Source organism: Actinoalloteichus fjordicus (assembly GCF_001941625.1).
Lineage (GTDB): Bacteria > Actinomycetota > Actinomycetes > Mycobacteriales > Pseudonocardiaceae > Actinoalloteichus_A > Actinoalloteichus_A fjordicus.
The window spans coordinates 3,854,701-3,881,083 of record NZ_CP016076.1 but is presented as its reverse complement, the minus strand read 5'-3'; the positions used below and the strand labels follow the sequence as shown (position 1 = coordinate 3,881,083).

The window sequence follows — 26,383 nt, the reverse complement described above, 5'->3', positions numbered from 1 at the left end:
ACGTCGACCTTCCTCGGAACAGCCGTGCTCGACCCGCTCGACGAGTGGACCGGCGCAGTGTCGGCCACCCGTCTATCGGGCCGGTCGCCGGGACGCGATTCACAGTCCGTGCAGCGCACGCCCCTCCCACACCCGACGCTCTGCGCCTGCCGCGTCCGCCACGACGTGGGAGGAGGTGTCGAACACCATCGTCGCCCGCTCCCGGGATTCGTAGCGGGGCCAGCCGGGATCGCCGGACCTGACGAACCGCACCCACGCGTCGTGCATGGCGGTCGCCAGGCCGTGCGGTCGCCGTGCCCCGAGCAGTTCCCGCCCTGCCTTGCCTGCCGTCGCCACGAGATCGACGTCGTCGCGCACGAAACAGAGGTCGATGCCGTGCGACGCACCGAGCAGGGGCGGGCGGGCTTCGGACTGCCAGCGGAACTCGTAGATCCAGGTGGGTGCGGCTCGGGCCACCGCGAAGCGGAGGGTGGGCATGCGGAATGCCCAGTCCGTCCAGGCCGCCTCGATCAGCGCGGAGGGATCGGTGATGCGACGCGGTCCGTCCCGGTAGGCGTCGCGCAGTGTGCGATCGATGCCGAGCGCCGATCGGAGCCCTCGGCGGATCAGCGGGGCAGAGAAGGGACTGCTCGCCATCGCGGTGATGATGTCGACGGCCTCGTTGCGCACGGTGCCGGTCAGCACCGGCACGTCGGACGCGGTGCCGGTGCCTGCGATCCGGCCGGGAGGGGTGGGCAGGGTCTCGGTGTCGTGGATCGCCCGAAAAGGACTGAGAAGAAGGGAACGCCGGTCGCCCACGATGATGTTCCGGCCGAAGCCTGCCAACGCCGCTTCCGTGGCGGCCACGGTCCGTGCGATCGGGACGTCGCGCAGCCCCTCGACGGTCGCTGCGACGCCGAGGCGGCGCGCGACGTGCCGCGTGATCCGCATCGCCTCGTCCGGCCCCACCGTCGCCGCAGGGTGTCCGCTCTGCGCGATCGCGCGGGTGAACAGCCCGCGCGAGGCAGGCATCGCCAGGTGAGTGAACACGCTGACCGCTCCGCCGGACTGACCGAAGATCGTCACCTGCCCTGGGTCACCGCCGAAGGCGGCGATGTTGCGGTGCACCCACTCCAGCGCGGCAGTCTGGTCGCGTAACCCGAGGTTGTCCGCACCGGCACCCAGGTAGAGGAAGCCGTCGACACCCAGCCGGTAGTTGACACCGACGTGCACGATCCCGTGCCGGGCGAAGGTGTGCCCGCGAAAGCCCGGCGCCGAACCCGCGCCGTAGACATAGGCGCCACCGTGAACGTGCACCATCACCGGCAGACCAGTGGTCCCCGGATCGGGCGTGCACACCTCCAGGGTGAGGCAGTCCGCACCGGTGCGCTGCGGCGCGTACACACTGCCGAGCAGGCCCTGCCCTGCGGGCTGCGGAGCAGCCGGTCCCGACCGGGTCCCGTCGCGCACCCCGTCCCACGGCTCGGGCGGCACGGGCGGGCGGAACCGACGGCGGCCGAACGGCGGCGCGGCGAAAGGGATGTTCCGGAAGAGGTGCAGCCCGCCGCTCTCGACTCCTTCGACGACGCCGTGGTCGGTCCGGACTCGGCTCATGCGTCCACCCCGGCCTGGAGAGACCGGCGAGGAAAGGCGACTCCGGTCAGCTCTTCAGAGGCCTCCCACAGCCGGCGGCCCGCTTCCGTGTCCCGCGCTCGCGCCGAGCGGCCGACCAGCTTCGGCGCTCCGCGCCCCTCCAGGAAGCCGCTCGGGCCCGCATAACCGTCGCCAGGGACGTCCGCCACCGCCGCGTACAACGTCGGCAGGGCGCCGTCGTCCTCGCTCTGCGCTAACAGACCGGCAATCACCTTCTCCGCGAGGTGGCGCACCCGTGGCCGCCCGTCGGACTTCAGCAGGCTCGTGGCCGCCATGCCCGGATGGGCGGCGGTCGAGATCACCGGTGAGCCGACCTCGGCGAGTCGTCGCTGGAGCTCCGAGGTGAACAACAGATTGGCGAGCTTGGACTGCGCGTAGGCACGCATCGCCCGGTACGGCCTGCGTTCCCAGTTGAGGTCGTCGAAGTCGATCGAGCCCACCTTGTGGCCGTTGGAGGACACGGTGACGACCCGTTGTCTGATCTGAGGCAGGAGGAGGTTCGTCAACGCGAAATGCCCCAGGTGGTTGGTGCCGAACTGCAGCTCGAAACCGTCGGCGGTGCGGGAGTGCGGCGGGATCATCACGCCTGCGTTGTTGATCAGGATGTCGACGGGCCCGCCGAGACCCTCGGCGAACGCGCGGACCGAGGCCAGGTCGGCGAGGTCGAGCCGTCGGGCCTCGACGTGGCCGGTCATCGCGGCGGCGGCCGTACGGCCCTTGGCGAGATCGCGCACGGCGAGCACGACGTGCGCGCCCCTGGCCGCGAGTGCGCGGGCGGCGACGCGGCCGATTCCGCTGTTCCCGCCGGTGACGACGACGGTGCGTCCCGCCTGAGAGGGGATGCCTGAAGCCGAGAATGTTGTCATAGTCTACAAAGTAGACGACGACAACAATGTTGGCAACGGCAACTAGGTTGCTACGATCGGCTCCATGTCAGACGCCATCGACGAGCGGCCCTACCACCACGGCAACCTCCGCACCGCACTGCTCGATGCGGCCGAGCGCGGTCTGCGGGAACACGGGGCGGACCGGCTGGCGCTGCGCGATCTGGCCAGGGAGATCGGCGTCAGCCACGCCGCACCGCGCCGACACTTCCCGAACCGCCAGGCACTGCTCGACGCACTCGCCGAAGCCGGGTTCGCCCGGCTGGACACGACCCTGCGCGCCGCGTTGACCGGCGCGGACGACGACTTCCCCTCGCGCGTGCTCGCCACGATGACGGCCTACACCCGCTTCGCCACCGAGAACGCCGCGCTCGTCGAACTGATGTATGCGGGCAAGCACCGGCCGGACGCGGCGCGGATCGTCAAGGCGGCCGAGGCGCCCTTCGGGCTGATGAACGACCTGATCATCCAGGGGCAGGCGCAGGGCGCACTGCAGACGGGGAACTCAGAGCGGATCGGGATCGTCCTGTTCGCGACTCTGCAGGGCATCGCCTCGATCATCAACGGCAACATCGTCAAGCCGGAACTGCTGGACGGGCTCGTGGCCACCGCAGCCGAACAGTTCCTGCGCGGCGCCCGCCCGCTCGCCTAGCACGGCGGCGGCGATCCGACTCACCGCTGGATTCACCGTGCCGTGGCCGGTGAGGGGTATCAGGCCGCGCGGGAACGCCCGCATGGCGGAGGCGCCGTCCGTGGAGTCCGCGACGGGGCCGTCGCACCTCGGTGATGGTCCGATCAGGACTCCCCACCCCGGCGAGACGCGCGGCCGACCTGCGGGGTGTGCAGGACAGGGCACCTTCCACCCGCTCCCCGGCGTGACGCCAGGGCGGCCCTGTATATCGCCACTACCCTGAAAGTCGCTAGATCGTGTACCGTTGCTACCCGTGGGCGAGAACGGATCTGCACGAGCGATCGACGGCGATGTCCGTACCAGGCTGATGCGTGCTGCGGAGCAGCTTCTCGCCTCGTCTGCCGACGGTCAGATCTCCACGCGCGAGATCTGCTCGGGAGCGCAGGTCACGGCCCCGACCCTCTACCACCACTTCAAAGACAAACACGCACTGCTGGATGCGGTGGTGCTGGAGGGGTTCAACACGTATCTCGACGGAAAGCGTGCCATCGCGTGGAGCGGCGATGTGCTCGAAGACTTCCGCACCGGTTGGGATGTGCACGTGTCCTTCGGCTGCGAGCATCCTGCCCACTACCGGCTGATGTTCGGCAACCCTCAGGCTGATCAGACAGCTCCTGCTGCGTTGGTGGCGCGGGACGAACTCGCTCGCACGGTCGCTGAGTGGGGGGCCAAGGGCCAACTGATGGTCTCCGTCGACGCGGCAACGGAGACGATGTCCGCCGCCGCGGTCGGTGTGACGCTGCAGCTGATCGCCGCGCAGGCTGACAGCACGCACCCAATCTCAACGAACGTTCGCGACACCATCGCCCACGCACTGTTTCACCCTCTGAACCCGGGCGACACCTTCGCAGACGGTGTCACGCGCCCGGCGCGACAACTTCTGGACGCGTTGCCGCGTGGCCCCCTGGAGCGCTTGCGCCCGACTGAGGTCGCGCTGCTGCGTGAATGGCTCGCGTCCCTCGCGGACAGCTCCATATGACAGAGCAATGGAGAGACACATGACCGATATATCCGAACGCGCCCTCACCCATGATGTGGTGACGGAGACCATCAAGGCCCTCGCCGCCGGATACGGAACGCTCGTGCGGTCACCGCTCCTGAAGAATCCCGGTGACTACGGCCTCGGCTACGAGAACATCACGTTCCCGTCCCTCGACGGCACGCCGCTCGAGGCCTGGTGGATCCCCCGCGAAGGGTCCAAGAAGCTCATCATCGCCAACCACCCGCTGTGGTTCAGCCGCTATGGCTTACCCGCCCACCTCGAGCCGTGGAAGTCGATCGGCGCCGCGACCGGCAATGACTTCGAGGTCGACTACGTGCCCGACTACCGCATCCTTCACGATGCCGGCTACAACGTCCTGACTTACGACTTTCGGAATCTGGGACAGAGCGGCAGCGCCAACTCGGGCGGCGGAAGCGGGGGTCGTTTCGAGGCCCGCGACGTCGTCGGCTCGCTGAAGTTCGCGCGAGCCGACGCCCGAACCAGCGGAATGACCATCGGACTCTTCAGCCGCTGTCAGGGCATGAACGCCACGATGTTCGCGATGCAAGAGCACCCCGGCGAGTTCGTGGACGTCCGATGCGTGTTGGCCCCCCAGCCGCTGTCGGTCGGCGTCACCATGAGGCGGAGCCTCGAGATGCTCGGCTTCCCTGACCGCATCGACGAACTTGAGCGAGAGATCCAACTGCGGGTCAGCTTCACCTTCGAGGAGATGACGCCGGTGACCTGGGCCAAGTGCGTCCGAACGCCCACCTACCTGTATCAGGTGAAGGACGATCTGATGACGGAACCGAGTGACGTGCAGAGCATGTACGACAACATCCCCATCGAGGAGAAGGAGCTGCACTGGATCGAGGGCACGACCGCCCGCTGGGACGGCTACCTCGACTTCCAACGCGACCCGCAGCCCAAGCTTGAGTTCCTGGCACGCCACATGAATTGACAGCTACTGCACAAAGTGCGGGTGGATCAAAACCGACTTGATCCACCCGAACCAGGTTCGAGGATGTCCAGCTCCACGTCCACCGTCACGCCGACGCGATCCAGCGGGCGATCCTGTTCCACACCCTGCCGATGATCCCGCATCGGGGGTCCCCGCTGGTCCCGGCTCACCGTGGCGGCCGCGGATGGAGGCCTGAGGCGACCGAGCGCGCCTTGACCTCACGTCGACTTCGGGTTGCACGCTGATGCGCGTGGATACGAAGGAGACCGACAGACCGACCCGTGAATCCGAGATGGACGCGATCAGGCGGGTGGTCGCCGCCGTCCAGCACGCCGTTCAGAACGAACTCGTCGAGGAGTTCCTCAGCCTGTTCCGGGCCGATGCGGTGTGGACGACGGGCGGCGGGAGGCGGCTTCTCGGTCGCGATGAGATCGCGGTGTTCGCTCGGGAGGTGCTTCCTGGCGGGATGGCGGGCCTCACGATGACACTCGAGGTGGTCCACGTGCTGTTCATCCGGGCCGACGTGGCCGCCGTCAAGGTACGCCAGCTGTACGTGAGTCATGACGGGCGGCAGACGGAGGCTGAGGGCGAAGGCACTCCGTTGTTCGTCATGTCCACCGAGGACGGAGAGTGGCGGCTGGTGGCCTGCCGGAACACGGGGGTGCTGAACGGGTGAGGTGTCCGGCTCGGACGCCGCCGAGGTATTCCCGCCTGCGGCGCACCGACACCCGACCGCACGGCACGAGCCCGCCGGGACGACGACGCCGGCACACCGCCGGGGCCTGCCGAACAGGGCGTCGGCCACGCAGCGGAGTCGGTCGGGAGCGGAGTCGGTCGGGAGCGGCCGGGTCGCACCAGCTCGAACCAGCTGGTGCGACCCGGCGCGACCGTGACGCCCAGGGGGATGCCGCTCGATCAGGCGGCGTCCTCGCCCGGCAGGCCTGCGTATTCCTCAATGCGAGTGATGCGGCCGCCTTCGAAGCGGAAGTACACGGCGGCGTCGACCCGGAATCGGGCTCCTGCCTTCATGACCACGTTCACGACGTGCTGCTGGAGGACCTCGTCCGGCTGGGAGAACTGCCGGGTGATGTCGTAGCGCATCGACTCGATGGGCTCGATCTGGGCCGCCATGCCCGCGATGTTCTCCTGGATCGTCGAATCGCCCTTGCCGTCGTTGTGCCAGACGGTGGTCTCCTCGGTGCACATCGCCTGCGCCTCGGCCCATTCCCTGTTCTCCAGGTGGCGGAGGTAGGCGATCGCCTTGTCTTTGAGGTCCTGGCTCATGGTGTCGCTTCCTTCTGTACGGGAGGTGCTCTGTCGGGAACTGCGGGGCGCTTCAGTCGTCGGCGTAGACGAGAGCGCGTTCTCCTGCCTCGACTCGCATGGGCACGTGATTGCCGGGAGGCGAGAGCGGGCAGGTGAAGACGGCGGGGACCAGGTGGTGGTGGGAGAGCGTGGCCTGGTTGAAGTCGACCGTCAGGGTGCTGCCGGGCTCCAGGAGGGGCAGGACCAGCCAGCGGCCGATGTCGGGTGTCTCGGTTCCGTTGGTCTCGTCGGTGAAGACCACGAGTCGCTGGCCCGGCATGTCCTCGAGCACGGACAGCACGTGTTCCGTGCCCTTGACGGTGACGACGAGGTCGACGGGCGCCAGGATGGCCTCCGTGCTGCGGGGAGTCGTCAGGCGTTCCACGTCGATGCGGCGGCCCTCGGGAGCCGCTCGATATTCCCCTTCGAAGACCCAGGCGGGGTCGTAGGGGTAGGTGTCGATCCCGCTGAGTCCCGATCGGGCGAGAGCCTCGTGGTCCATGACGACCAGGCCGTAGGCGCCGTCCGCGCCGCCCGCGAAGCCCACGCGCCCCCCGGAGAACCCGAGTGAGCTGCCGGACGGCACCTCGGCTGTTCCGGTCACCGCTTCGCCGTTGACGGTCACGCTGTCCTCGGCAGCGACCGACACCGTCAAGGCGCCATTCTCGGTGGTGCTCCACTGCCCGGGAACGCCCGCAATGATGTGGGCGTCGCGGCCGGTCACCCTGCCGTTGGCGACGACCCTCGCCTTGCCGTTCGGGCCTGCGATCTCGTCCCACCTGGCCTCGCGCCACGCCTCGTAGTCGGCGGGCCCGCTGTCGGCTGCGTCGTTCGCTGTCCGCTGGTGCGCGGGAACGTGATCTGTATTCGTCACAGGTGTCGTCCTTTCTCCTCTGTCGGCGTCGTGGTGCTGCCCCGCGTCGGGAGGTCACGTGACCGGCGGGGCGCCCGCGTGTCGGACCGGTGCGCCTGAGATCAACGTACGACTTCCATGCGCTAAAAGCACAAGGGATTGCTTATGAAGCAAGGAGTCGGGCCTGGCGCTGCCGGTCGGGCAAACGCGACGATGTCGTGGTGTGACCTGGAGCGTGGTGTTCAGGTGCGGCGTGCGGCCCACACGACGCGTTCGGTGCGGACCGCGAGATCGTCGCGGCGCAGGATGCTGTGGGGGCCGTCGGTGTCGAGCAGCTGGTCCAGCGCGGTGAGGTCGTCGGCCGAGAGCACATCGGCGACGGCGTCGCGCATGCGTCGCAGGCCGGTGAGCGCGTAGCGGGCGACCGCCTCGGAACGGGAGCGCTCGACGTCGACGGTGATGGTGCGTTCGCCGACGAGGGTGAAGCCGGCGGCGGTCAGCTTGTGGCCCCAGTCGGCGCCTCGGTGGGGCAGGTGCTCGGCGTGGCGGCGGTCGCTTGCGGCGTGGCAGCGTGCCTCCAGGCCGGGACGATGCTCGGGAGCATCGTCGGGCAGGAACCGAGGGAAGCCTGCGAGCTCGACGACGACGAACAGCCCGCCGGGCGCAAGCGTGTCACGCACCTGACGCAGGGTGCGGTCGGGATCGGCCAGGTGGTGCAGCGAAGCCGACGCCCACACCAGCTCGGGCCTGCCGAGTTCCGGCCATGTCGAGTCGAGGTCGGTCTGGACGGTGCGCACGCGGTCGGCCACCCCTTGCTTGCAGGCCTTCTCCTGCAGGCGCTGCAGGTGGTCGACCGACGAGTCGACGGCGGTGACGTGTGCATCGGGAAAGCGGGCGAGCAGGGCGGCGGTGCCTGCGCCGGTCCCGCAGCCCAGGTCCACGATCTGACGGGGACTCGCCTCGACGGGCAGCCACGCGGTGATCGACGCGGTGTGCTCGGCGAGGACCTCCGCATCGAGATCGAGGATCTCAGTCTGGCCGTGCACGTCGCTCCGGTGTCCGTGGCCGTGTCCGTGACCGTGTGACCCGCCAGGGTCCTGCGCAGTGGGCTTCATGACGCCACGGTAAGGCGATTGTGCGTCAGATGCATGACTTCTTGCTTAGAGAGCAAGGCGATCGGTGTTAGGGCAGCTCACCACGCAAGTGACGGCCAGGAACGAGCGTCGGCCGATCATCATGACGGCTCCGTCTCCGGTCGAGCCTTCTCGGTGTTGTGCCCGCGGCGGGCCTCGCGGTCGAAGATGCCCAGGATCTCGCACGGTCCGCCCGCGGTGCCGATCGCGTGCGGGAGCATGGTGGGAAACTCGGCGGCCTGGTTGGCCTCCACGCGGAAGCGTCGGTTGCCCAGCAGGAGGACGGCGGTGCCGGAGAGCACGACGAGCCACTCGCGGCCCGGGTGCGCGCGCAGGCGGGCGGGACTGTCCGGCGGCGGATCGGTCATGCGCTGACGCATGACCGTCATCCCGGGATCTGCCTTGATCGGCCACCGCATCACGCTATGGGCGCCGTCGATCATCGGATTGGAGATCACGTCGTCGGTGTCCGTCTCGACCAGCTGATCGAGAGAGGTGTCCAGGGCTCGGGCGAGGGTCACGAGCTGGTCCAGGGCGAGGCGGCGCTGGCCGTTCTCGATCCGGCTGAGCGACGACGGACTCAGCCGAGCACGGGTGGCCAGTTCCTCCAGCGACCAGCCCTGCGCCACGCGCAGGGCGCGAATGCGTTTGCGTACCAGGCTGTCCAACTCGCCATCATCTTGCGTCATAGGCACGATCTTATGCCCAATCCGCAAGCTGTGCCTACTCTTGCGGCGTAGCGCCCCACGACCAGGGCCGCCCACCCACCCGAAGAACGGAGGCACCGCCATGCCTGAGACGAACGGGACGAGCCCGCTACCAGACGAGACCGTCGACGCCGTGGTGATCGGCGGTGGTGCCGCAGGCTTGAACGGCGCACTGATGCTGGCCCGCTCCCGCCGGTCGGTCGTCGTGATCGACAGCGGCACTCCCCGCAACGCGCAGGCCGAGGGCGTGCACGGCCTGCTCGGCTTGGACGGCACGCCGCCCGCGGAGCTGTTGCGCCTCGGCCGGGAGGAGGTGCGCCGCTACGGCGGGCAGGTCACGACCGGTGAGGTGACCTCCGCCGCGCCCGCCGCGCCCTCGGCCGACGGCGACCCGCGTTTCGCCGTCACCCTGACCGACGGCAGCCTGGTGACGGCGCGTCGGGTGCTGGTCGCCACCGGACTACGCGACGTGCTCCCCGACATCCCCGGCCTGGCCCGGCACTGGGGCCGCGGCGTGGTGCACTGCCCGTACTGCCATGGCTGGGAGGTCCGCGACAAGTCCATCGGCATCCTGGCCGTGGGCCCGGCCTCGGTCCACCACGTGCTGTTGTTCCGTCAGCTGACCGAGGACCTGGTGTACTTCACCCGAGGAACCGACCTGGACGAGGACGCGCGCGCCCGATTCGCCGCCCGAGGCGTCCGCGTCGTCGACACCCCGGTGACCGGGGTCGACAGCGGCGAGAGCGGCATCACGGGCGTGCGGCTGGCCGATGGACAGGTCGTGCCGCGCCGGGTGCTCGCCGTCGCCACCACGACGCTGGCCCGCACGGACGGACTCGACGGCCTGCGGCTGCCGATGGAGGATCTGCCGGGCGGCATGGGTCGCCGCTTCGTCACCGGGATGGCAGGCACCACCGAGGTGCCGGGCGTGTGGGTGGCGGGCAACGCCACCGACTTGACCGCACAGGTCGGCGCCTCCGCCGCGGCCGGAGCCCTCGCAGGCGCTCACATGAACGCCCACCTCGCCGCCGCCGACACCGACGCGGCCCTCCTCGCCGCCGGCGAGTCCGGCACCACGCACGCCTGAGCATCCGCGCCGCACGACGACTCCGTGCGCGCCACGACGCGTCAACAGCCACCGCACCGCGCCTGCGCACTCGCTCCGGCGTGGCTCTTCCCTGCCTTCTCGAGAGGACATCATGAACCCGAACCGGCCTGTGAAGGGGCCTGCTGATCCGAGTGGCGCCCTCGGCGTGACGGTCTCAGACGCCCGACAGCGTCGCTCGATCCTCATCGCGGTCTCGGTCGCGCTGATGGCCGTCATCTCCTCGGTGACCGGCCTGAACGTCGCCCAGCCGGACCTCGCCGTCGACTTCGACGCCTCCCAGAGCACGGTCCTGTGGATCATCAACATCTACATCCTCACGCTGGCCGCGCTCCTGCTGCCGCTCGGCGCGGTCGGCGACCGCTGGGGTCGCAGGCCCGTGCTCCTCGCGGGACTGGCCGCCTTCGGCGTCGCGAACGCGGTCGCGGGTCTTGCCCCGTCGGCCGAGGTCATGCTCGTGGCACGCTCCCTCAGCGGGATCGGGGCCGCGATGATCATGCCCGTCACGCTCGCCGTCATCACCTCGACCTTCCCGGAGAAGGAGCGCGGCCGGGCGATCGGTGTATGGACCGCCGTCGCAGGCGGCGGCGGTCTGCTGGGCATGTTCCTGTCGGCCATCCTCGTCGATGTGGCGAACTGGCGCTTCCTGTTCGTTCTTCCCATCGCACTCGTCCTCGTCGCGGTCATCATGGTGCGGCGCTCGGTCCCCGACTCGCGCGAGGCGTCGCAGCATTCCTTCGACACGGTCGGCTCGCTGGCGTCGCTCCTCGCCGTGGTCGGGCTCATCTACTTCCTCCACGAAGGCCCAGAGAAGGGCTGGACCGCACCCGGCACGGTCATCAGCCTGCTCATCGGTGTCGTCGGCACCGTCGGCTTCGTGGCCTGGGAGCTGCGCCACCGCGCTCCGCTGCTGGACGTCCGCCTCTTCCGTGAGCGCGGCCTGGCAACCGGCTCCGTGGCACTCCTGGCGGTCTTCGGGGTCCAGGCGGGCGTCTCCGTCGTCCTCTACCCGTTCTTTCAGACCGTCTTCGGCTGGTCGGGCCTGCTGTCCACCGCGGCGATCCTGCCCATGGCCGGGTTGATGATGGTCGCCTCCGGCCTCGCCCCCCGCCTGGCCGAGCGGGTCGGAGCCCGCGCGACGATGACGACGGGAGTCTTCCTGGCAGGCGCGGGCCTGGCCCTCCTGGCCACGCTCGTCTCCGTCGACGGCGGATACCTCACCGTCCTGCCCGGCATGATCGTCATGGGAACGGGCATGGGCCTGTCGATGCCGCCCGCCACCGAGGCCATCACCAGTGCGCTGCCTCGGGAACGCCAAGGCGTCGCCTCCGCGCTCAACGACGTCACCAGGGAGTTCGGCACCGCGATCGGCGTCGCGCTACTCGGAGCGCTGCTGTCGGCCTCCTACCGCAGTGCCATCACGCCCACACTCGACGGCGTTCCCCCGGACCTCGCCGACACCGCACGCGAAGGCATCGCCAACGCCCTCGAAGCCGCCGACGGCGCAGGCGTCCACGCGCAGACACTGGTCCGAGCCGCCCAGGACTCCTTCGTCAGCGGGTGGCAGACCGCGATGTGGGCGGGAGTCGCCCTCATGGCAGTCCTCTTCCTGTACATCCTCGCCCGCAGGCCCCGGCGTTCGGCACCCGCCGCCGGATCGGACACCGGGACCCCCGAGACCGTCGTCTCGTGACACCTCGCAGGCAGGCAGGCACTCCACCCGCCGCAGACCCGACGATCAACCGAGGCGGCCGCTGATTCCGCCGCGCCTGCCCAGCGGAGACGGTGAGCAGGCGCGGCGGACCGGCTGCGGCGGGCTAGGCGCCGTGGTCACGACGCGGACGTGACGTTGAGCTTCGCGAGCACCCCCTCCGGGTCCTTGACGTAGGTGTGGCGCGCGTCGGGGTTGTCGTACATGGCCAGGATCCCGGCGAGGATGTCCCGCTCCTCCCCGGTGACCGGGACCTGTCGCTTCACCAGCGTCGCGCACAGTGCGTCGAGCAGTTCGGTGCGCTCCCCGGCGTCGAGATAGGACCAGTAGGACCTGAGCTGTCGCGGCGAGATCCGCTCCGCAAGACGGCTGTCGAGCCGCTCCAACAGGTTGCGCAGCGCCTTGCCCAGCTTGACGACGTCCAACAGTGTGTCTCCTTGCTCTGTCTGCCCTAATCGATCGGGTTGCCGTGCTCGTCGTATTCGATCGGGTCGCCCCGTTCATCTTCTCCGAACCATCGGCCGTTCTCGTCCGGCTGAATCAACGTGCCGTCCTCGGTGTACACCCCAGGATCGCCGTTCTCGTCGTTCTTGAACACGCCGTGCCCGCCTGCCTCGGGGAACGCGGTCACGATGTTGCCGTCGGAATCGACGATGATCTCGACCGTGACGCCGTCGCGGGTGCCTTGAACGTTCCAGTTCCCGTTGTCCTGCAAGAACGGCGGTTCGTCCGGGTTCCTGGCTATGTCGAGGATCTGCTGGGTGATCAGGTCGCCGGGGCGGTTCTCATCCTCGGGCGCCCACCTCTCGGGGAACTCGGTCTTGTCCGGCTTGCCGGTACCCGGAAAGTGACCACCGCCGTCGTCCTCGCCATGGCCGTCCATGATGTGGTTGCGGCGCTCGTCGCTGAGGGAGAGGTCCTCGGGGCGGGGCGGGCTTGTCCCCTCTTCGGTGTTGTCCCACTGGGTGCCGGTCTCGTCCTGACCCGGGGAGGTGGGCTGGTGGCCGGTCTCCGTCCGGCGGCCTCGCTGTGCGAGGTCCATGGTGGTGTCCTGCGCACTGCTCACCCCGGCGCCCGCATCGATCGAGCCGTGGTGCTGGTCCCGGGTTCCGTCGCCGTCCGAGGTTCCGTCGCCGTCACCGCCGTCTGATCTCCTCTGGTGCAAGAGGAACCGGACGGTCAGCAGGAGTAACACGAGCAGTCTCAACATGGCCGCCTACCCGTCGAGGAGCTTGGTGAGGTTGGTGAGGCTGTCGATCAGGCCCAGGGTGTAGGTGAGGATGCGGCCGGTCCATTTGACTACTGCGGCCGCGATCTGGCTCGCGATCACCGGAATGGTGACCACGAAGATCGCCTCGACCGCCCAGACGATCACCCTGGCCACCAGGTCCGCGATCAGATCGCGGACGAGCTCGCGGGTCGACTGCACCAGACCGCCCGCGCCCTCGGTGGCCGCAGCCATCGCCGCCGAGATCGCGGACAGGCCCCCGATGGCCGTGACGTTGTTGGACATCATGCTCCGGTAGGCGTCCGCCGCGTCGCCGTTCCAACCCGGGAGGTCCGCGTCGAGCCGAGCGCCGAGTTCGGTGGACATCCCGCTCAGCTCGGACGCCATGTTGTCCCAGGTAGCGGCATGGGACGCGACCACGTCCGGTATCCCCGTCAGCTCGTCGAGCATCTCCCGCAGCGGCTCGAAGTGCTCGATCGCCCAGCCGAGCCCGTTGGCCAGCAATGCGCTGATCGGGTCCATCGCGGTCGCCGCGGCCTCGACGGCCAGTGTGGTGCCCGCCAGTGCGTCGTCGACCCAGCCCTCGCTCTTGATCGCATCGACCAGCCCTTCGATACTCTCCGCGAGACCAGATCCCGTCCACGCCTCGCGGGAGGACTCGACCGGGGCGATCAGCGAGTCGTCGGTCATGGCGTCAGTTCACCGCCCGCCGAGCCGATCAGCCCCGAGGCCGTGTCCTCCATGGCCTCGTAGTCGGACGCGGTGGTGCGCAGGGCCTCGGCGGCGAGCGCGAGGTTCTCCGCCACATAGGCGATCAGTTCGTCCTGTCTGGTGTGCCTGCCCTCCAACACGGCGGCGATCCATCCGCACAGCAGCCCGTACGCCTCGTCGTTCTGCGCGATATGCGAACTGGCGGAGATCACCGCCTCGAACCGGGCACCGACGGAGTCCACATTGCCCGCATGGGTGCGTAACTGCTCGACGTCGACCTCGTATCCCTCGCTCACGCTCACCGCCCCCCGAGATAGGACCGCGTGTCGTAGTCACCGTCGTCCTCGTCCGGTGCCGAGGGGCGTTTCGGTGGGGGATCGCCGCGCAGGTGCCTGCCGACGCTGTCCGAGACGGCCCTCGCCGTGGCTGACTCGGTGCCCACCGTCTCCGCGATGATCTCCTGCGACCGCTCGGCAAGCCTGGTCCGTGCCTCGCCGAGCGTGGCCATGATCGTCTGAGCGACGACGGCAGGCGCCACCCGCTGAATCCGGTCGGTCAACTTGAGGTCCACCAGCGCACCGGTCGAATCGATGGTGACCTCGGTCAAGCCGGTCGAGTCGTTCGCGGTGATCCGCACCGCCTGAAACCGGTCGCTCATCGCCTGAGTGTCGGCGGCCAGCTTGTCGATCCGGCCCTTCCAGGCGGCCAGCCGCGCACGGGCGCCGCCGGGATCGAGGATGCTCTCGTCCATGTCCCCTCCGATTCACGTAGCGGAGTGACGCATCAGGTGCGGAGCGTAGTGATCGCCATGCCTGCGTGGGGGCGGAACGAGTCAATAGGTCCGGCGGCTGCGCTGGTGAGCGGCTTGCTACCGGGCAAACCCGACAGACCGGGAGCGGTGCCCGCCGTCGGGAGGCGGGTGCAGGGGCGAGGAGACCCGGCCGGTGCCCGTGACCGCAACCTCGGTTACGTGCGATCCGCAGGCCGGCCCTGCTCCGCGGGTCGTCGGCTTCGGTGCCGATCACCACACCGCGCGATCGGGCCGACGTACTACGCGGCCACCGTGCCTGCCCCGGCCGCCCTGTTGATCACGATGGGTAGATCGGAGATCGCTACGGGCGTCGTCACGTGCTGCCTGCCGGGCCGCCCGCTCCGCACCGATCGCCCGTCGCGGCTCTGGGCGCGCTGCGCCCGGGCTCACGACAGCGATCGAGCGCTGCCGGTCTCGCGGCCAAGTAGGGTCGGGGGAGCGACATTCGACGGAGGAGGCAGTTGATGAGCGGGCCCCAGAGCGACGACCCCAACGTGGTGGACGCCGAGATCGTCGGCGAACCCGCGGTCGGCTCCCCGTCCGCGTCGGTCCCCACCACATCGCCTGCGTCTGCCGCGTCGGTGCCGCCCGTCGCGGTGCCGCCGGCGGACTACTCGGAGGGTGGCGTTCCCAGCTTCGACTACGTGCGGGACAAGATCGAGAACCGGTCCAACACGGCCGTGGGGTCGATCGAACTGGCCGGAATCGGCGGCTCGGGGCCCGATGTGAAGTCCCTCGACGAGCAGTGGGCGAAACGCGAGGAGGCGGGTCGGGCGAAACTCGACGAGATTCGCCGGTCCCTGGGCCGCGACTGAGCGACGGCTGATCGGGTTCCCCTGGCAGGCTTCTCGCTCCCGGATGGGCTGATCCCCGTCCGCCCGGCGTCGCCGAAGACGACGTGCACTGCAGGCCCGGACGGCGCCCCATCGCGTCCGGCGGGAGCGGGTAAGCACCGGCCACGCGCTGCACACGCCGCGCGACCGGGTCGACGTCATACGGTTTCAGGATTTCGTCCGCGAGGGCAGTCGATCAGGAGCCTCGCAAGGGATCTTCGGTCTGCCGGTCGCGGCGGCCGACCTTCCCATCTGACGGCGCAGGGACTCGAGGTCGCCGCCTCAGAAGTAGGCCCGCCCGAGGGGCCGTGGTCAATCCCGGCCCTGGTGAACTGCTTTCGTGTCTTTCCGCGAGGACTGCTGCGGCAACGGAATTCGTGACCGAGGTCGCGCATTCGACATCGTCGCGGACCCGCTGGGGCGCGGTTAGTCGAGCTCGGCAGCCTCAGCCTGGTGGGCTTGGCCCTGCCGACGGCGGGTCGTGCTGGGTGTTTCTCCGGTCCAGCGGAGGTAGGCGCGGCGGAACTCGCGGGCGTCGCTGAAACCGATCTCGTGCGCGACGGCTTCGATCGTGAGCGTGGAATCGCGGAGCAGGGTGATCGCACGGTGTCTGCGCACGCGGTCGCGGATGGTGCTGAAATGCTCGCCTGCGGCGGTGAGTCGGCGACGCAGGGTTCGCTCGGTGATCCGCAGGTGCCGTGCGGTCTCGGTCATGGTGAGGCGAGACCGGAGATTCCGCCTGAGCAGGCTCTCGACCGAGGCGACGACGTCCGGGCGGCTGTCGTCGAGGTCGAGCAGGCGGCGGCAGGTCTCCACGGCGACCGCGCGGGTCGGTTCGTGGTGGGTGGGGAGCGGGCGTGCCAACACCTCGGTGGGGAAGACCAGGCGGTTGGCCTCGGCGTCGAATCGCAGCGGGCATCGGAAGAGGCGGTGATACTCCTGGACGTACTGCGGGGCCGGATAGGCGAGTTCGACTCGGGTGGGAGACCAGGCCGCGCCGAGCATCGCACGGATGACGACCAGGGTGCTGCACAGCGCCTCCTCACAGAGGAAGGCGACCAGTTCGGGGTCGGGGCGTAGTTCGTGCAGCCGCAGCGCCATCTCGTCGCCGAAGGTCTCGACGTCCAGGTCCATCAGGCTGCCCGCGGCCTGATGCAGTTCGCGGGCGAGGGTCAGGGCGTCCGCCGCGGTGGCGCACGATCGCATCGCGATGCCGAGCATGCCGAACGACAGCAGCGTGTCCCGGCAGCCGACCCGCATGCCGAGCGGCCTGCCTGGCATCGCGTGTACCGCGCGGCGCAGCACGACGGCGGCCTGGCGGTAGGACACCCGGACCGAGCCCGAGGTGACGAGGTCGGTCGGATCCAGTCCGGTGCCTGCGAACCAGGGGACGATCGGGCGGCCCTCGCGCCTGCCGACCTCGACGGTGCCGGACAACACGGACGGCGGGATGACGGCCTGGGTCAGGCTCGGAACTCTTCGTTCGGCCACCCGGCACCTCCTGGTCCGGTCTGCCCCCCATGTTAGCCGAATCCGCCCTGTCGGAATCGTGGTCGAGACCGTTTCACTGGGCTGATGTCACGTCCACGGCGGGAGGAACCATGACGGCGGATCGCGGGCGGGTGTGCATCATCGGTGCCGGGCCAGCCGGCTTGTCGGCGGCCAGGGCCTTTCGGCGGCTCGGTATTCCCTACGACCAGTACGAACGGCATTCCGACGTCGGCGGCATCTGGGATCTGGACAATCCCGGAACACCGATGTACGAGTCCGCGCATTTCATCTCCTCACGGAAGACCTCCGGCTTCTTCGACTTCCCGATGCCCGACTCGTTCCCCGACTACCCGAGCAACCGGCTGATCCTCCGGTACACGCGGGATTTCGCGACCACCCACGGTCTACTCGAGTCGATCCGGTTCCGCACGGTCGTCGACGCGGTCGAGCGCGTCGACGACGCCTGGCGGGTGACCCTCGACGACGGCTCCCGCCAGGACTATCGCGCGGTAGTGTGCGCGACGGGAACCACATGGGCGCCGCGCATGCCTGCGCCTGCCGGCGAGTTCGCCGGGGAGATCCGGCATTCCTCGACCTATCGTGACCCGCTGGAGTTCCGGGGCAGGCGCGTCCTGGTGGTCGGTCTTGGCAATTCCGGCGCCGACATCGCCTGCGATGCCGCGGCCCATGCCGCCGCCGCTTTCGTCAGCGTCCGGCGGGGCTACCACGTGATCCCGAAGCATGTCTTCGGCATTCCGAGCGACGAGTTCAGCGAACGCGGTCCGAGGCTGCCGCCGCGAATCGAGCAGCGGCTGTTCCGGGCGCTGCTGCGTCTGATCCAGGGCGATCTCACCAGGTACGGGCTGCCGAAACCGGATCACCAGTTGTTCGAGACGCATCCGCTGCTCAACAGTCAGCTCATCCACCACCTGCAACACGGCGACGTCGCGATCCGTCCCGACGTCGCCCGGCTGGCAGGCTCTCGGGTCCGGTTCGCCGACGGCAGCACCGAGGAGATCGACCTCGTGCTGTACGCCACCGGCTACGACTGGAACATCCCCTACGCGGAGAAGTACTTCGACTGGCGGGACGGCAGGCCGGACCTCTACCTGACGGCGTTCAACCGGCGACACCACAACCTGTTCGGGCTCGGCTACATCGAGATCAACTCCAGCGCGTACACCGTCTTCGACCACATCAGCAACATCATCGCCCAGTATCTGCACGACCAGGCCCACGCGCCCGACCGCGCCGAGCGGTTCGACCGGATGATCGCCGCCGACCGCCCGGACCTCAGCGGCGGCATCCGGTTCGTGAACTCGCCACGACATCGCTCCTATGTGGACGCGCACGCCTACCGTCGACATCTGGCCGAGGTGCGCGACCGCGTCGGCTGGACTGACCTGACCTCGGGCATGTTCGACCGGCCTGCGGCGCCGCAGGGGGTGCGAGGATGAAGACGGCGGTCGTCACCGGAGCGGCAGGCGCCATCGGCACCGCCGTCTGCAGGAGACTGAACCTACGCGGCTTCCATGTCATCGCCGTGGACCTGGACACCGAGGGGCTGGACCGACTCCCGGAGCCGGTGACCCGGCTCGCGATCGACCTCACGGCCCCCGACTTCCATCCGGCCGTCGTGGCCGAGATCGCGGCACGGGGCGCGCGGTGCGATCTGCTCGTCAACAACGCGGGCATCGTGGTGACCAGGCCGTTCGAGGAGGTCACCGTCGCGGAGAGCCGTCGCGAACAGTCGGTCAACCTCCAGGCACCCATGCAGCTCAGCCGCGCGCTGTACCCCGCATTGCGGGCCGCCCGAGGCCACATCGTGTCCGTCGTGTCGATGGGCGCGCTGCTACCGCTGGCGGAGAGCGCGGGCTACAGCGCCTCGAAGGCGGGACTACGAGCCTTCATGCTCGCTCTGGCGATGCTCGAACGCGAGACCGGGGTGCGCGTCGGCATGGTGCATCCCGCCTCGGTGGACACCGCGATGCTGCGGCACGAGGTCACCGACGGCGGGTCCGCACTCAACTTCCTCGGCGACCCGATGAGCGCGGACACCGTCGCCGCGGCCGTCGTGGCCAATCTCGACCGCCCCCGGCTCGAGACCTACCTGCCCCGATACGACGGATGGCTGCTCAAGACCGTCGGCCTGACGCCGGGTCTGCTGCCGCGCCTCCGCCCCCTGCTCGAACGCCTGGCACAGCCGGGACTGCGGAGATACCGGCGCAGGCACGGCCTCTGATGATCGGTCGGGGCGCGGTGGGGCGTCGGTGCCGAGGAGAAGGAACACCGGCTGCGGGCTCCATCGTCGATGACCTGATGGCCCGTCTCGAGTCGTCGGCCGCACGGCGCGGGGCCGTGACAGTTGTCGGAGCATCGATGCTTGACAAGCAGTTACTGCTCCGAGAAGGCGAATCGGGTGCACGGGAGGCTGACACCGGTGTCGCCGGTTCGTAGCGTCGTTCCCGACGACGCCGTTCGAGCCCAGGAGATGCGAAATGAGAACAAGGCTCGATGTCATGGGTGTGGCGGTCGGCCTGGTCGGGATGCTGCTGGCGGGTGCACCCGCCGCCGCGAGCTCGGGAGGGACGACGGAGTCGGGAACGTGGTATCTGGACGACTTCGAGCAGCGGTTGTGCGTCGTGGCCGAGCGAGGGTGGCGGGACACTTACGTCTGGGCGCCCATATTCGGAGAGTGGTCCACCCCGATCATCATCGGGGTGCGGAACATGCCTGCCGGCTCGACCAGCCCGGAGGGAACCATCGCGCCCGGATCGCACCCTGGCCCGGGGATCAGGTACTTCGCCGAGCTCTCGCTTGCGCCCGCTCCCGTCGGCGTCTACCACGCCGAGGTGTGGGCCGACGACGGCACCGTGACTCAGACCGCACCAGTGCGGCTCAACTACCAGGAGCGCTGCCCCTGACACCGGGCCGCCGATCCGACCGAGGCGCGCTCCAGGAGTGGACTTCCTTCCGGGATGAGGCCGTGGAGGAAGTCCACTCCGCTGCTGAAGTGCGGCCCGTCAGCCGCTGACGGCACCACCGATACGACACCGCCACCATGCCCAGGCCTTCGCTGACCAACTCAAACCTGGAAAGGGAAGTGATCACGGACACGCTCGCCTGCGTCTCGGGCAGGCGGCCTCATGCCGAATCGTCATGTCAGCGGAGTAAGCGCATGGCGAGCACGGTTCCATCCGGGTGAACCGACACCGGCCCACCCCACGAGCGGTCTGCGGACTTGCCGGGCCAGGTGGAGCGGCGCTGGTAGATCTCGCGACGATACTGGTTCACTTGTCCGCGAGTGAGGAGGCCGTACAGGTCGTCGGCTACGCCGGAGAAGGCCTCCACCCGGGTCCCGTTCAGCCGGAAGACGTGGTCGGTACCGACGAAGCGAATACCGAGGAGTGTGTGGTCCGCATCCTGCACACTCCACGCGGTGCCCCTTTGCGTCGAGCCTGTGCGGGCGACCTCCACACAGCGGCGGTGCTGAAGACTCATCCATCAGGGCACCATCGGATGATCGCGGTGCTCGATGTCACCGACTCCACCAATCCCGGCCGCACCGATCCCGTCAGGTCGCGGCACTTCGGGACGTGACTAGGCCGTGTTTCAGGTAGCGGGTGAGTCTTGGGCGGATAGCTCTACGGCCAGTTCCATACAGCGCAGGCGGGCTGGGGAGAAGTCGTAGGGCATCTTGCCGATGGCTTCGAACGCGCTCATGGAGTTCGCCTCCCGCCTGCCAGCGCCGAGGTCGGCCTCGTCCTCGCCGTCATCGGCGGTAGCAGGGTGCAGAGCGTCCCAGGCGTCGAAGAGGGCATCGTCGTCCTTGTCCAAGCCGGACTCCTCGATGACGGCATGCAGGGCGCTTTTCGAAGGCGTGCCGCTCGACGGCCACGTGAGCCACCCGTGGATCATCGACGGCGACGCTGTCATCGAGTGCCTCCTCGACGTCGTCGATGCGGTCGGAATCCTCCCGCAGAGTGGGGTGCGTGGCCAGGACGATGAAGCGGGTGGCCTGGACGGCCGCGCCGAGCGGGCCGAAGATCCGCTCCGTGACCAGCAGAGTGTCCAGGTCCGCCTGACGCAGGGAGCTTTCGGGCAGGCTCTTGAGGCGTTCGGTGACGAAGTCGGTGAGCAGGCCCATCCGGCTGCCTTCGGTGCGCATCCGCTGCACGGCGGTTCGTTGCCGCCGCAGTTCCGCCTCCTGCTCGGCGAGGGTTTCCTCCAACCGCTCCAGGATGCCCGCGATACCGTCTCTGCCGTCCGCACCGGCGGAAGCCATGCCGGTGGTGAAGGCATCACGGATGTCGTCCAGGCGATCCCGGCGTCGGCCATCTTGCGAATCCACAGCAGGCGGATCATGTCCTCGTACCCGTAGCGGCGGCGATCATTACCGCCCCGCTCAGGCTCGGGGAGCAGGCCGATCTCGTGGTAATGGCGAATCGCCCGTGGCGTGGTGCCGGCAAAGGCAGATCCCGCCACGGAACTCCGGTCCGAACTCGCCACCGCACCCCGTCTACCAGCCGCCGACAGCCAGGCCACTCGCGACTTACACCCACCGCAGGCAGCAACGGCTCCAGCACCGACCACTGCGCATCAGAGAGATCGCCTCGCCCCACATCTTGATCAGCATCGTTCAGGGCGCGCACAGGAATCCGAACCTGGAACACGGACTAGCGGCCGGCTCCGAAGGTCGCGTGCACGGTCGCGCCGATCTGCTGCTGGCTCGGGTCGGCGTCGGTGCCGAAGAGTCGCTCATCGACCTTACTGACGCTCCTCATCGCCGCATCCATGATGCGGCGCCCTTCTTCGGTGAGCTCGATCGCGGAGGCGGCACCCGCCCGAGCGGTGTTGTCGCGTACGAGGCCGGCGGCCGCGAGTGATTTCACTGCCGCATGGACGCTCTGGACGGTGATCCCAGACATGCGGGCCAAATCGCTGAAGGAGACTCCCGGCACGCCGGTGATATGCCCGAGCAGCCCGAAGCGGCTCACCGTCAATCCGAGGTCCGCAAGAGCCTCGGCCAGCTCGATCTCGATGCGGCGGGCCAAACTGAGCAGCACAATCGACGGACTGATCGTCGGCGCGTCCATGCACTCATCTTCGTCTGCCACCCCGCCATTTTCCCCACGGGGAGCCCCGGTCGCACCCGCTGGGTCAGTCCATGGTCGTCCCGTAAGGTGGCTCTGCTAGCCTTCAGGCTGGCTGAAGGTTGGGTGTGGGCGATGAGAGTCTGTTGCCCCTGTGTCGCCCGGTGCGCTGCCGTCGTCGACATCCGGCCCACCGCCCACGCCTCGCGGGCCGACGGGCCCGTCGGATCCCCTGACTGCTCCCATTCTGACGCTGCGAACGGATCGGAACCCTGTGACCGTGTTGGACATCATCCACTTGTGCCTCCTGGCCACTCACCTACTCGGCATGGCCGCGATCGTAGGCACGTTCTTCGTGCAGATGCGTGCGCAGGCGAACTTCGCCACCGGCGTCATGCTCGGCGGAGCTGCCGTCCAGATGGCCAGCGGTCTCGCCCTGGTCGGCGTGCTTCAGGTATCAGATGGCGGGGTCAATCACGTCAAGATCGCTGCGAAGCTCCTCATCGCGCTGGCGGTACTCATCGCCGCCGTTCTCGCCAACCGCGCACAGCGCCGCGAAGGCAAGGTCAAGCCGCTGTTCCATACCGCAGGCGGACTGGCGATTGTGAACGTGTTGGTCGCCGTTCTATGGCAGTAGGGACCGTTCCCACTCGGTCGAGGATCCAGCTGAGGCGTCGCTCTCGACATCGCGGCCGGTTCTGATGGGCACTCGATGACTCGCAGACACGCGGGCCGGTCCATCGGTCTTCCCGCCCACCTCGCCGCCTATGACGTCGATCCTGAGACCGCAGGCGATCGTGATCAGGAGGGGAGCCGGTGAGCGCTGGCTGTCACGATACCGGGTGATCCACTGCCTACGACGACGCGATCCGGAACCCGACTCCCATGCCGGACGGGACGATCCGTGGTTTGGTGACCGGCAGGGGAGGAGGCGGTGCGCGTCCCGGTTTCCTCGATCGCCGGAGGCAGCGACCAGAGCCGGTCCAGCCCGTCTACTGCGGTCAGGCCGGTCCGGCGAGCCCGATCGCGAGGCCGGTGAGCAGGGCGGCGCCTGCCAGCTGTGACTTCTTCATGGTTCGCCAGTTCCCTTAGTCGTGGTCGAGAGCATCGGGATGCAGCCAGCCTGCCAACTCCTCCAGCCCGTCGAGGGTGTGAGTGATGCCGGTGGCCAACGCCGATGCGGCGGGCAGGATCAACACGCGGTCCTCCGTCATCGCGGGAAGGTCGGCGACGGCAGGGTTCTCGAGTACGGCGTCGAAGGAGTCACGGCCGCTGCCCTTGACGTCGACGAGCAGGATGGCGTCGGGTTCCGCGGAGACGATCAGCTCCGGGTCGGCGGGTCCGGTGGCGCGTACTCCGGCGGCCTCGGCGGCCGATTCGCCGCCGCCGAGCTCGATGAGGGCGGAGGTGAAGGCGTCGGGGCCGATGACGAACGGGGTGCCTGCCTGATTGCTCAGCGCCAGCACCGAGGGTCGATCCAGGTCGGCGACCGCATCGGCGACGGCGTCGCGTCTGAGGTTCATCTCCTCGACGAGGCTCTCGGCCTGTTCCTCGGCATCGAGTGCTTCTCCGAGCAGCATCAGATTGGCGGCGATGTCGTCGAGGTCGTCCCAGTGCTCCATCGCCAACACCGGGATGCCGGTGCCCCCGAGCACGGACGCTGCGTCCTGCTCGCCCTCATGGCGAGGGGTGAGCAGGATGAGGTCGGGTTCGTATGAGAGCACCTGGTCCGGATCGGGGTCGTTGCCTGGTGCCAGCTGTTCGGGCACGGATGCGGCGTCCTCGACGTGATTGCCGAGGCTCGGCGAGCTGAGGTTCCTGGGTACGGCGACGAGTCGCTCCGGGCCGATCAGCTCCAAGGCAGCTTCGGCCACGTCCGGGGACAACGCGGCGATGCGCTGGGGTTCGGCCTCGATGGTCACGGGTTCGGCGCCCCCTTGGTCGATCACTTTCGGATAGCCCGACTGAACGGCGGTGGGATCTGTTTCCGGCGCCTCGGCCGGGGTCGTGCCGCAGCCTGCGGCCAGCAGTACCGCCACCAGCACCGCTCCTGCCAGGGAAGATACTCGTCTGGGGACGCTCATGCGTCGTCTCCTGATCTCGTGTCGATGATGTCCAGTGGGATCACCCGCAGGCAGCGGGTGTCGGGATCTCGTCGGATGACGCTGCGCACCTGGTACGCGAGTGCGATGTTCTGCTCGGTCAGCACGTGCTCCGGTGTGCCGTCGGCGAGCACGCGGCCCTCGTGGAGCAGGGCCACTCGGTCGCAGAAGCGAGCTGCCTGGTCCAGGTCGTGCAGGACGACGACCAGCGCGGTCCCCTCGGTGGAGAGGTTTCGTAACAGCTGGAGAACGTGGAGCTGATGGCGCAGATCCAGCGCGGCGACCGGCTCGTCGAGCAACAGCACCTCGGGTTGTTGAGTCAGTGCCTTGGCGATGTGGACGAGCTGTCGTTCGCCGCCGGAGAGGGTGGTGACCTCCTGGTCCGCCCACCGCTCGGCTCCTGCCGTGCGCAGTGCCTGGTCGGCGATGCCTTCGTCTTCGGCCCGCAACGGGGCGAACCGGCCCAGATGCGGATGTCGTCCCATCAGGACCACCTGCCTGGCGGTGAAATCAAAGTCGAGTCTGGTGTCCTGCGGCACGTGGGCGAGGCTTCTGGCCACGGTGCGGGGCCGTAGCGTCCGCAGCGGTTTCTCGCCTAACCGCACCGTGCCGCTGTCAGGTCGTCGTAGCCCCGCCAGCGCGGACAACAGGGTGCTCTTGCCCGCACCATTGGGGCCCACCAGGGCCAGCACCTCACCGGGGCGGACTGCCAGCTCGACGTCGGTGAGCACGGGTCGCCCGTCGATCACTACGCCGACGCCCTCGGCGACGAGTCGGGGCGGCCCGTCGGTCCGGATTCGATCCAGGTCGGTCACGGCGTGGCCTTCCGCTTGCGTCGCAGCACCAGCAGCAGGAACACCGGGGCGCCGATCAGTGCGGTCACCGTGCCGGTCTGGAGGATCACCGGGCTGAACAGCATCCGCGCGCCGAGGTCGGCCAGTACCAGGAAGGAGCCGCCGAGCAGTGCCGAGGCGGGCAGCAGCAGCCGGTGATCCGGGCCGATCGCCAGGCGGACGAGATGCGGCACGACCAGGCCGACGAAGCCGATGGCGCCCGCCACGGCCACGGAGGCTCCGGTGATCACCGCCGCGAGTGTCAGCAGGACACGCCGGGTTCGGACGACGTCCACACCGGCGGCCTGGGCCGCTCCCTCGCCGAGCAGGAGCATGTTGAGGTCACGGGTGAAGACGAGGGATGCCGCCACCCCGAGGGCCACCGGCAGCACCGCCATCCCGACGTGCTCCCAGGTGCGAGCCACCAGGTCACCGTTGAGCCAGAACACGATGCCGCGTACGTCCCGGTCGTCGGGTACGTTCGCGATCACCGCGCTGATCACTGCTCCGAGCAGCGCATTGAGCGCGATCCCGATCAGCAGCAGCGTCGCCGCAGACCGATCCCGGCGCACCGCGGCGACCATATGTACCAAGATCAGCGCGGCCAGGGCACCCGTGAAGGCAGCGGCGGGCAGGACCCAGCGACCTGCGGCCGTGGCCCCGCCCGCCAGGACCAGCACCGATCCGGCAGCGGCGCCACTGGAGACTCCCGTCACCCCCGGATCGGCGAGTGGATTGCGAAACAGGGCCTGCATGATCGTGCCCGCCACCGCCAGCGCCATCCCGACGAGCAGCGCGACCAGGACTCGCGGCAACCGGATCGTCTCGACGACGAGCTCATGTCGGCTTCCTCCGGACGACTCGGGACTGACCTGGTCGAGCAGGATGACGATGGTGTCGAGGAAGGGGATCCGGACCGGCCCGACTGACACGGCCACGATCACGACGAGGATCAACAGCATCGCGAGCGAGCCGAGGACGAGGACGGCGCGTGACGCGCGCCTGCGCGGCGGCACGAGAGAATCGGGGATCGAGGCGTTCACCAGCGGGCTCACCTAGCGGGACGAGACTCCCGCACTGATTGAAGTGAAAATCGTTGTCAATTGATTCGACAGTGAAGCCTGCCGCGACAGGGACAGTCAACTGTTCGTGAGCTGCGCCGCATTTCGGTCCTGCCTGCCCCGGATGTCGTGTGCGCGCGGTGATCATTCGGGCTCGCTGTGCAGGCCGGCTGCCTGGTCGCAGCCCTTCGGCCGTCGCGGAACACGGACTCATCGACGGGCGGAGCGTCGCAGCTTTGTTCGTCGTCACCACCGC

At 68.8% G+C, this 26,383-nt stretch carries 30 protein-coding genes and 1 pseudogene; 12 read left to right on the top strand and 19 right to left on the bottom strand.

Annotated features, from left to right (window positions below; genetic code table 11):
• Positions 1 to 99 precede the first annotated feature (99 nt).
• Positions 100 to 1,593, bottom strand: a complete 1,494-nt coding sequence (locus UA74_RS16870) for a carboxylesterase/lipase family protein (protein ID WP_075741133.1) — start codon at positions 1,591 to 1,593, stop codon at positions 100 to 102.
• Positions 1,590 to 2,498 carry an oxidoreductase gene (locus UA74_RS16865; RefSeq protein WP_075741132.1) on the bottom strand — a complete coding sequence of 303 codons (909 nt, stop codon included), beginning with the start codon at positions 2,496 to 2,498 and terminating at the stop codon, positions 1,590 to 1,592. The genes UA74_RS16870 and UA74_RS16865 overlap by 4 nt, the downstream gene beginning before the upstream one ends.
• 64 nt (positions 2,499 to 2,562) lie before the next feature.
• Between UA74_RS16865 and UA74_RS16860 the strand changes: the two genes are divergently transcribed.
• The 4 genes from UA74_RS16860 to UA74_RS16845 all read left to right on the top strand — a co-directional run bounded on the left by UA74_RS16860 (position 2,563) and on the right by UA74_RS16845 (position 5,826).
• Entirely contained in the window at positions 2,563 to 3,168 is a 606-nt protein-coding gene (locus tag UA74_RS16860) for a TetR/AcrR family transcriptional regulator (RefSeq protein ID WP_075741131.1), read from the top strand.
• A 292-nt stretch (positions 3,169 to 3,460) separates the two neighbouring features.
• Positions 3,461 to 4,186, top strand: a complete 726-nt coding sequence (locus UA74_RS16855) for a TetR/AcrR family transcriptional regulator (RefSeq protein ID WP_083683275.1) — start codon at positions 3,461 to 3,463, stop codon at positions 4,184 to 4,186.
• 7 nt (positions 4,187 to 4,193) lie between these two features.
• On the top strand, positions 4,194 to 5,150 hold the full coding sequence (locus tag UA74_RS16850; protein ID WP_198042747.1) for an alpha/beta hydrolase family protein: 957 nt from the start codon (positions 4,194 to 4,196) through the stop codon (positions 5,148 to 5,150).
• A 250-nt stretch (positions 5,151 to 5,400) separates the two neighbouring features.
• Positions 5,401 to 5,826 (top strand): SgcJ/EcaC family oxidoreductase, encoded by a 426-nt coding sequence (locus UA74_RS16845; protein WP_232237295.1) that lies wholly within the window; start codon positions 5,401 to 5,403, stop codon positions 5,824 to 5,826.
• Positions 5,827 to 6,065: 239 nt separating this feature from the next.
• On the opposite strand, the gene UA74_RS16840 is transcribed toward UA74_RS16845, so the two are convergent.
• From UA74_RS16840 to UA74_RS16825, 4 genes are all read right to left on the bottom strand, one after another.
• On the bottom strand, positions 6,066 to 6,434 hold the full coding sequence (locus tag UA74_RS16840) for a nuclear transport factor 2 family protein (RefSeq protein ID WP_075741128.1): 369 nt from the start codon (positions 6,432 to 6,434) through the stop codon (positions 6,066 to 6,068).
• 52 nt (positions 6,435 to 6,486) lie between these two features.
• Positions 6,487 to 7,329, bottom strand: a complete 843-nt coding sequence (locus tag UA74_RS16835) for a DUF1684 domain-containing protein (RefSeq protein WP_075741127.1) — start codon at positions 7,327 to 7,329, stop codon at positions 6,487 to 6,489.
• 221 nt (positions 7,330 to 7,550) lie between these two features.
• The gene (locus UA74_RS16830) at positions 7,551 to 8,423 is read right to left on the bottom strand and encodes a class I SAM-dependent methyltransferase (protein WP_075741126.1); all 873 of its coding nucleotides are present in this window, start codon (positions 8,421 to 8,423) and stop codon (positions 7,551 to 7,553) included.
• Between the two features lie 119 nt (positions 8,424 to 8,542).
• Entirely contained in the window at positions 8,543 to 9,130 is a 588-nt protein-coding gene (locus UA74_RS16825; protein ID WP_198042746.1) for a helix-turn-helix domain-containing protein, read from the bottom strand.
• Between the two features lie 100 nt (positions 9,131 to 9,230).
• On the opposite strand from UA74_RS16825, the gene UA74_RS16820 reads away from it, so the two are divergent.
• Together UA74_RS16820 and UA74_RS16815 are read left to right on the top strand one after the other, a co-directional pair.
• The gene (locus tag UA74_RS16820) at positions 9,231 to 10,235 is read left to right on the top strand and encodes an NAD(P)/FAD-dependent oxidoreductase (RefSeq protein WP_075764854.1); all 1,005 of its coding nucleotides are present in this window, start codon (positions 9,231 to 9,233) and stop codon (positions 10,233 to 10,235) included.
• Positions 10,236 to 10,401: 166 nt separating this feature from the next.
• A complete protein-coding gene (locus tag UA74_RS16815) occupies positions 10,402 to 11,946 on the top strand; it encodes a DHA2 family efflux MFS transporter permease subunit (RefSeq protein ID WP_232237294.1) in 1,545 nt (514 codons plus the stop codon).
• Between the two features lie 137 nt (positions 11,947 to 12,083).
• Here the strand turns inward: UA74_RS16815 and UA74_RS16810 are convergent, their stop codons facing one another.
• The 5 genes from UA74_RS16810 to UA74_RS16790 are packed head-to-tail and all read right to left on the bottom strand — an operon-like array spanning position 12,084 to position 14,654.
• Positions 12,084 to 12,389 (bottom strand): hypothetical protein, encoded by a 306-nt coding sequence (locus UA74_RS16810; RefSeq protein ID WP_075741123.1) that lies wholly within the window; start codon positions 12,387 to 12,389, stop codon positions 12,084 to 12,086.
• 26 nt (positions 12,390 to 12,415) lie between these two features.
• The gene (locus UA74_RS16805; protein WP_075741122.1) at positions 12,416 to 13,174 is read right to left on the bottom strand and encodes an EndoU domain-containing protein; all 759 of its coding nucleotides are present in this window, start codon (positions 13,172 to 13,174) and stop codon (positions 12,416 to 12,418) included.
• Positions 13,175 to 13,180: 6 nt separating this feature from the next.
• A complete protein-coding gene (locus UA74_RS16800) occupies positions 13,181 to 13,882 on the bottom strand; it encodes a WXG100-like domain-containing protein (RefSeq protein ID WP_075741121.1) in 702 nt (233 codons plus the stop codon).
• A complete protein-coding gene (locus UA74_RS16795) occupies positions 13,879 to 14,199 on the bottom strand; it encodes a type VII secretion target (RefSeq protein WP_075741120.1) in 321 nt (106 codons plus the stop codon). The genes UA74_RS16800 and UA74_RS16795 overlap by 4 nt, the downstream gene beginning before the upstream one ends.
• A 2-nt stretch (positions 14,200 to 14,201) precedes the next feature.
• Positions 14,202 to 14,654: a YbaB/EbfC family nucleoid-associated protein gene (locus UA74_RS16790; protein WP_075741119.1), complete on the bottom strand. Its 453-nt coding sequence runs from the start codon at positions 14,652 to 14,654 to the stop codon at positions 14,202 to 14,204.
• 524 nt (positions 14,655 to 15,178) lie between these two features.
• Here UA74_RS16790 and UA74_RS16785 point away from each other — a divergent pair.
• A complete protein-coding gene (locus tag UA74_RS16785) occupies positions 15,179 to 15,529 on the top strand; it encodes a hypothetical protein (protein WP_075741118.1) in 351 nt (116 codons plus the stop codon).
• Positions 15,530 to 15,973: 444 nt separating this feature from the next.
• Here UA74_RS16785 and UA74_RS16780 read toward each other — a convergent pair whose 3' ends face one another.
• Positions 15,974 to 17,038 carry an AraC family transcriptional regulator gene (locus tag UA74_RS16780; RefSeq protein WP_075741117.1) on the bottom strand — a complete coding sequence of 355 codons (1,065 nt, stop codon included), beginning with the start codon at positions 17,036 to 17,038 and terminating at the stop codon, positions 15,974 to 15,976.
• A 110-nt stretch (positions 17,039 to 17,148) separates the two neighbouring features.
• Between UA74_RS16780 and UA74_RS16775 the strand changes: the two genes are divergently transcribed.
• The 3 genes from UA74_RS16775 to UA74_RS16765 all read left to right on the top strand — a co-directional run bounded on the left by UA74_RS16775 (position 17,149) and on the right by UA74_RS16765 (position 19,962).
• Complete coding sequence (locus UA74_RS16775; RefSeq protein ID WP_198042745.1) at positions 17,149 to 18,495, top strand: flavin-containing monooxygenase; 1,347 nt, start codon at positions 17,149 to 17,151, stop codon at positions 18,493 to 18,495.
• Positions 18,492 to 19,280, top strand: a complete 789-nt coding sequence (locus UA74_RS16770) for an SDR family NAD(P)-dependent oxidoreductase (RefSeq protein WP_075764852.1) — start codon at positions 18,492 to 18,494, stop codon at positions 19,278 to 19,280. The genes UA74_RS16775 and UA74_RS16770 overlap by 4 nt, the downstream gene beginning before the upstream one ends.
• A gap of 256 nt (positions 19,281 to 19,536) precedes the next feature.
• Positions 19,537 to 19,962: a DUF5980 family protein gene (locus UA74_RS16765; protein WP_075741115.1), complete on the top strand. Its 426-nt coding sequence runs from the start codon at positions 19,537 to 19,539 to the stop codon at positions 19,960 to 19,962.
• Positions 19,963 to 20,200: 238 nt separating this feature from the next.
• Here UA74_RS16765 and UA74_RS16760 read toward each other — a convergent pair whose 3' ends face one another.
• Together UA74_RS16760 and UA74_RS33670 are read right to left on the bottom strand one after the other, a co-directional pair.
• A complete protein-coding gene (locus UA74_RS16760; protein WP_318533255.1) occupies positions 20,201 to 20,539 on the bottom strand; it encodes a hypothetical protein in 339 nt (112 codons plus the stop codon).
• A gap of 111 nt (positions 20,540 to 20,650) precedes the next feature.
• Positions 20,651 to 20,875: a hypothetical protein gene (locus tag UA74_RS33670; RefSeq protein ID WP_232237293.1), complete on the bottom strand. Its 225-nt coding sequence runs from the start codon at positions 20,873 to 20,875 to the stop codon at positions 20,651 to 20,653.
• On the opposite strand from UA74_RS33670, the gene UA74_RS33665 reads away from it, so the two are divergent.
• Positions 20,868 to 21,419 carry a hypothetical protein gene (locus tag UA74_RS33665; protein WP_232237292.1) on the top strand — a complete coding sequence of 184 codons (552 nt, stop codon included), beginning with the start codon at positions 20,868 to 20,870 and terminating at the stop codon, positions 21,417 to 21,419. The two genes, UA74_RS33670 and UA74_RS33665, sit on opposite strands and share 8 nt — an antisense overlap.
• Here UA74_RS33665 and UA74_RS34290 read toward each other — a convergent pair.
• Together UA74_RS34290 and UA74_RS16745 are read right to left on the bottom strand one after the other, a co-directional pair.
• Positions 21,419 to 21,523, bottom strand: a pseudogene (locus UA74_RS34290) (MerR family transcriptional regulator); the annotation flags it as partial. The gene UA74_RS33665 and the pseudogene UA74_RS34290 sit on opposite strands and share 1 nt — an antisense overlap.
• Positions 21,524 to 21,714: 191 nt before the next feature.
• Positions 21,715 to 22,155: a MarR family winged helix-turn-helix transcriptional regulator gene (locus UA74_RS16745; RefSeq protein WP_232237291.1), complete on the bottom strand. Its 441-nt coding sequence runs from the start codon at positions 22,153 to 22,155 to the stop codon at positions 21,715 to 21,717.
• Between the two features lie 256 nt (positions 22,156 to 22,411).
• Between UA74_RS16745 and UA74_RS16740 the strand changes: the two genes are divergently transcribed.
• Entirely contained in the window at positions 22,412 to 22,768 is a 357-nt protein-coding gene (locus UA74_RS16740) for a hypothetical protein (RefSeq protein ID WP_157434256.1), read from the top strand.
• Between the two features lie 451 nt (positions 22,769 to 23,219).
• Here UA74_RS16740 and UA74_RS16735 read toward each other — a convergent pair whose 3' ends face one another.
• Genes UA74_RS16735 through UA74_RS16725 form a run of 3 tightly spaced genes read right to left on the bottom strand, consistent with a single transcriptional unit; the run spans position 23,220 to position 26,121 of the window.
• Complete coding sequence (locus UA74_RS16735) at positions 23,220 to 24,215, bottom strand: ABC transporter substrate-binding protein (protein WP_075741113.1); 996 nt, start codon at positions 24,213 to 24,215, stop codon at positions 23,220 to 23,222.
• Entirely contained in the window at positions 24,212 to 25,048 is an 837-nt protein-coding gene (locus UA74_RS16730) for a heme ABC transporter ATP-binding protein (RefSeq protein WP_083683273.1), read from the bottom strand. Before UA74_RS16730 ends, UA74_RS16735 begins: the two co-directional genes overlap by 4 nt.
• Positions 25,045 to 26,121 carry a FecCD family ABC transporter permease gene (locus UA74_RS16725; RefSeq protein ID WP_232237290.1) on the bottom strand — a complete coding sequence of 359 codons (1,077 nt, stop codon included), beginning with the start codon at positions 26,119 to 26,121 and terminating at the stop codon, positions 25,045 to 25,047. Before UA74_RS16725 ends, UA74_RS16730 begins: the two co-directional genes overlap by 4 nt.
• Positions 26,122 to 26,383: the final 262 nt, after the last annotated feature.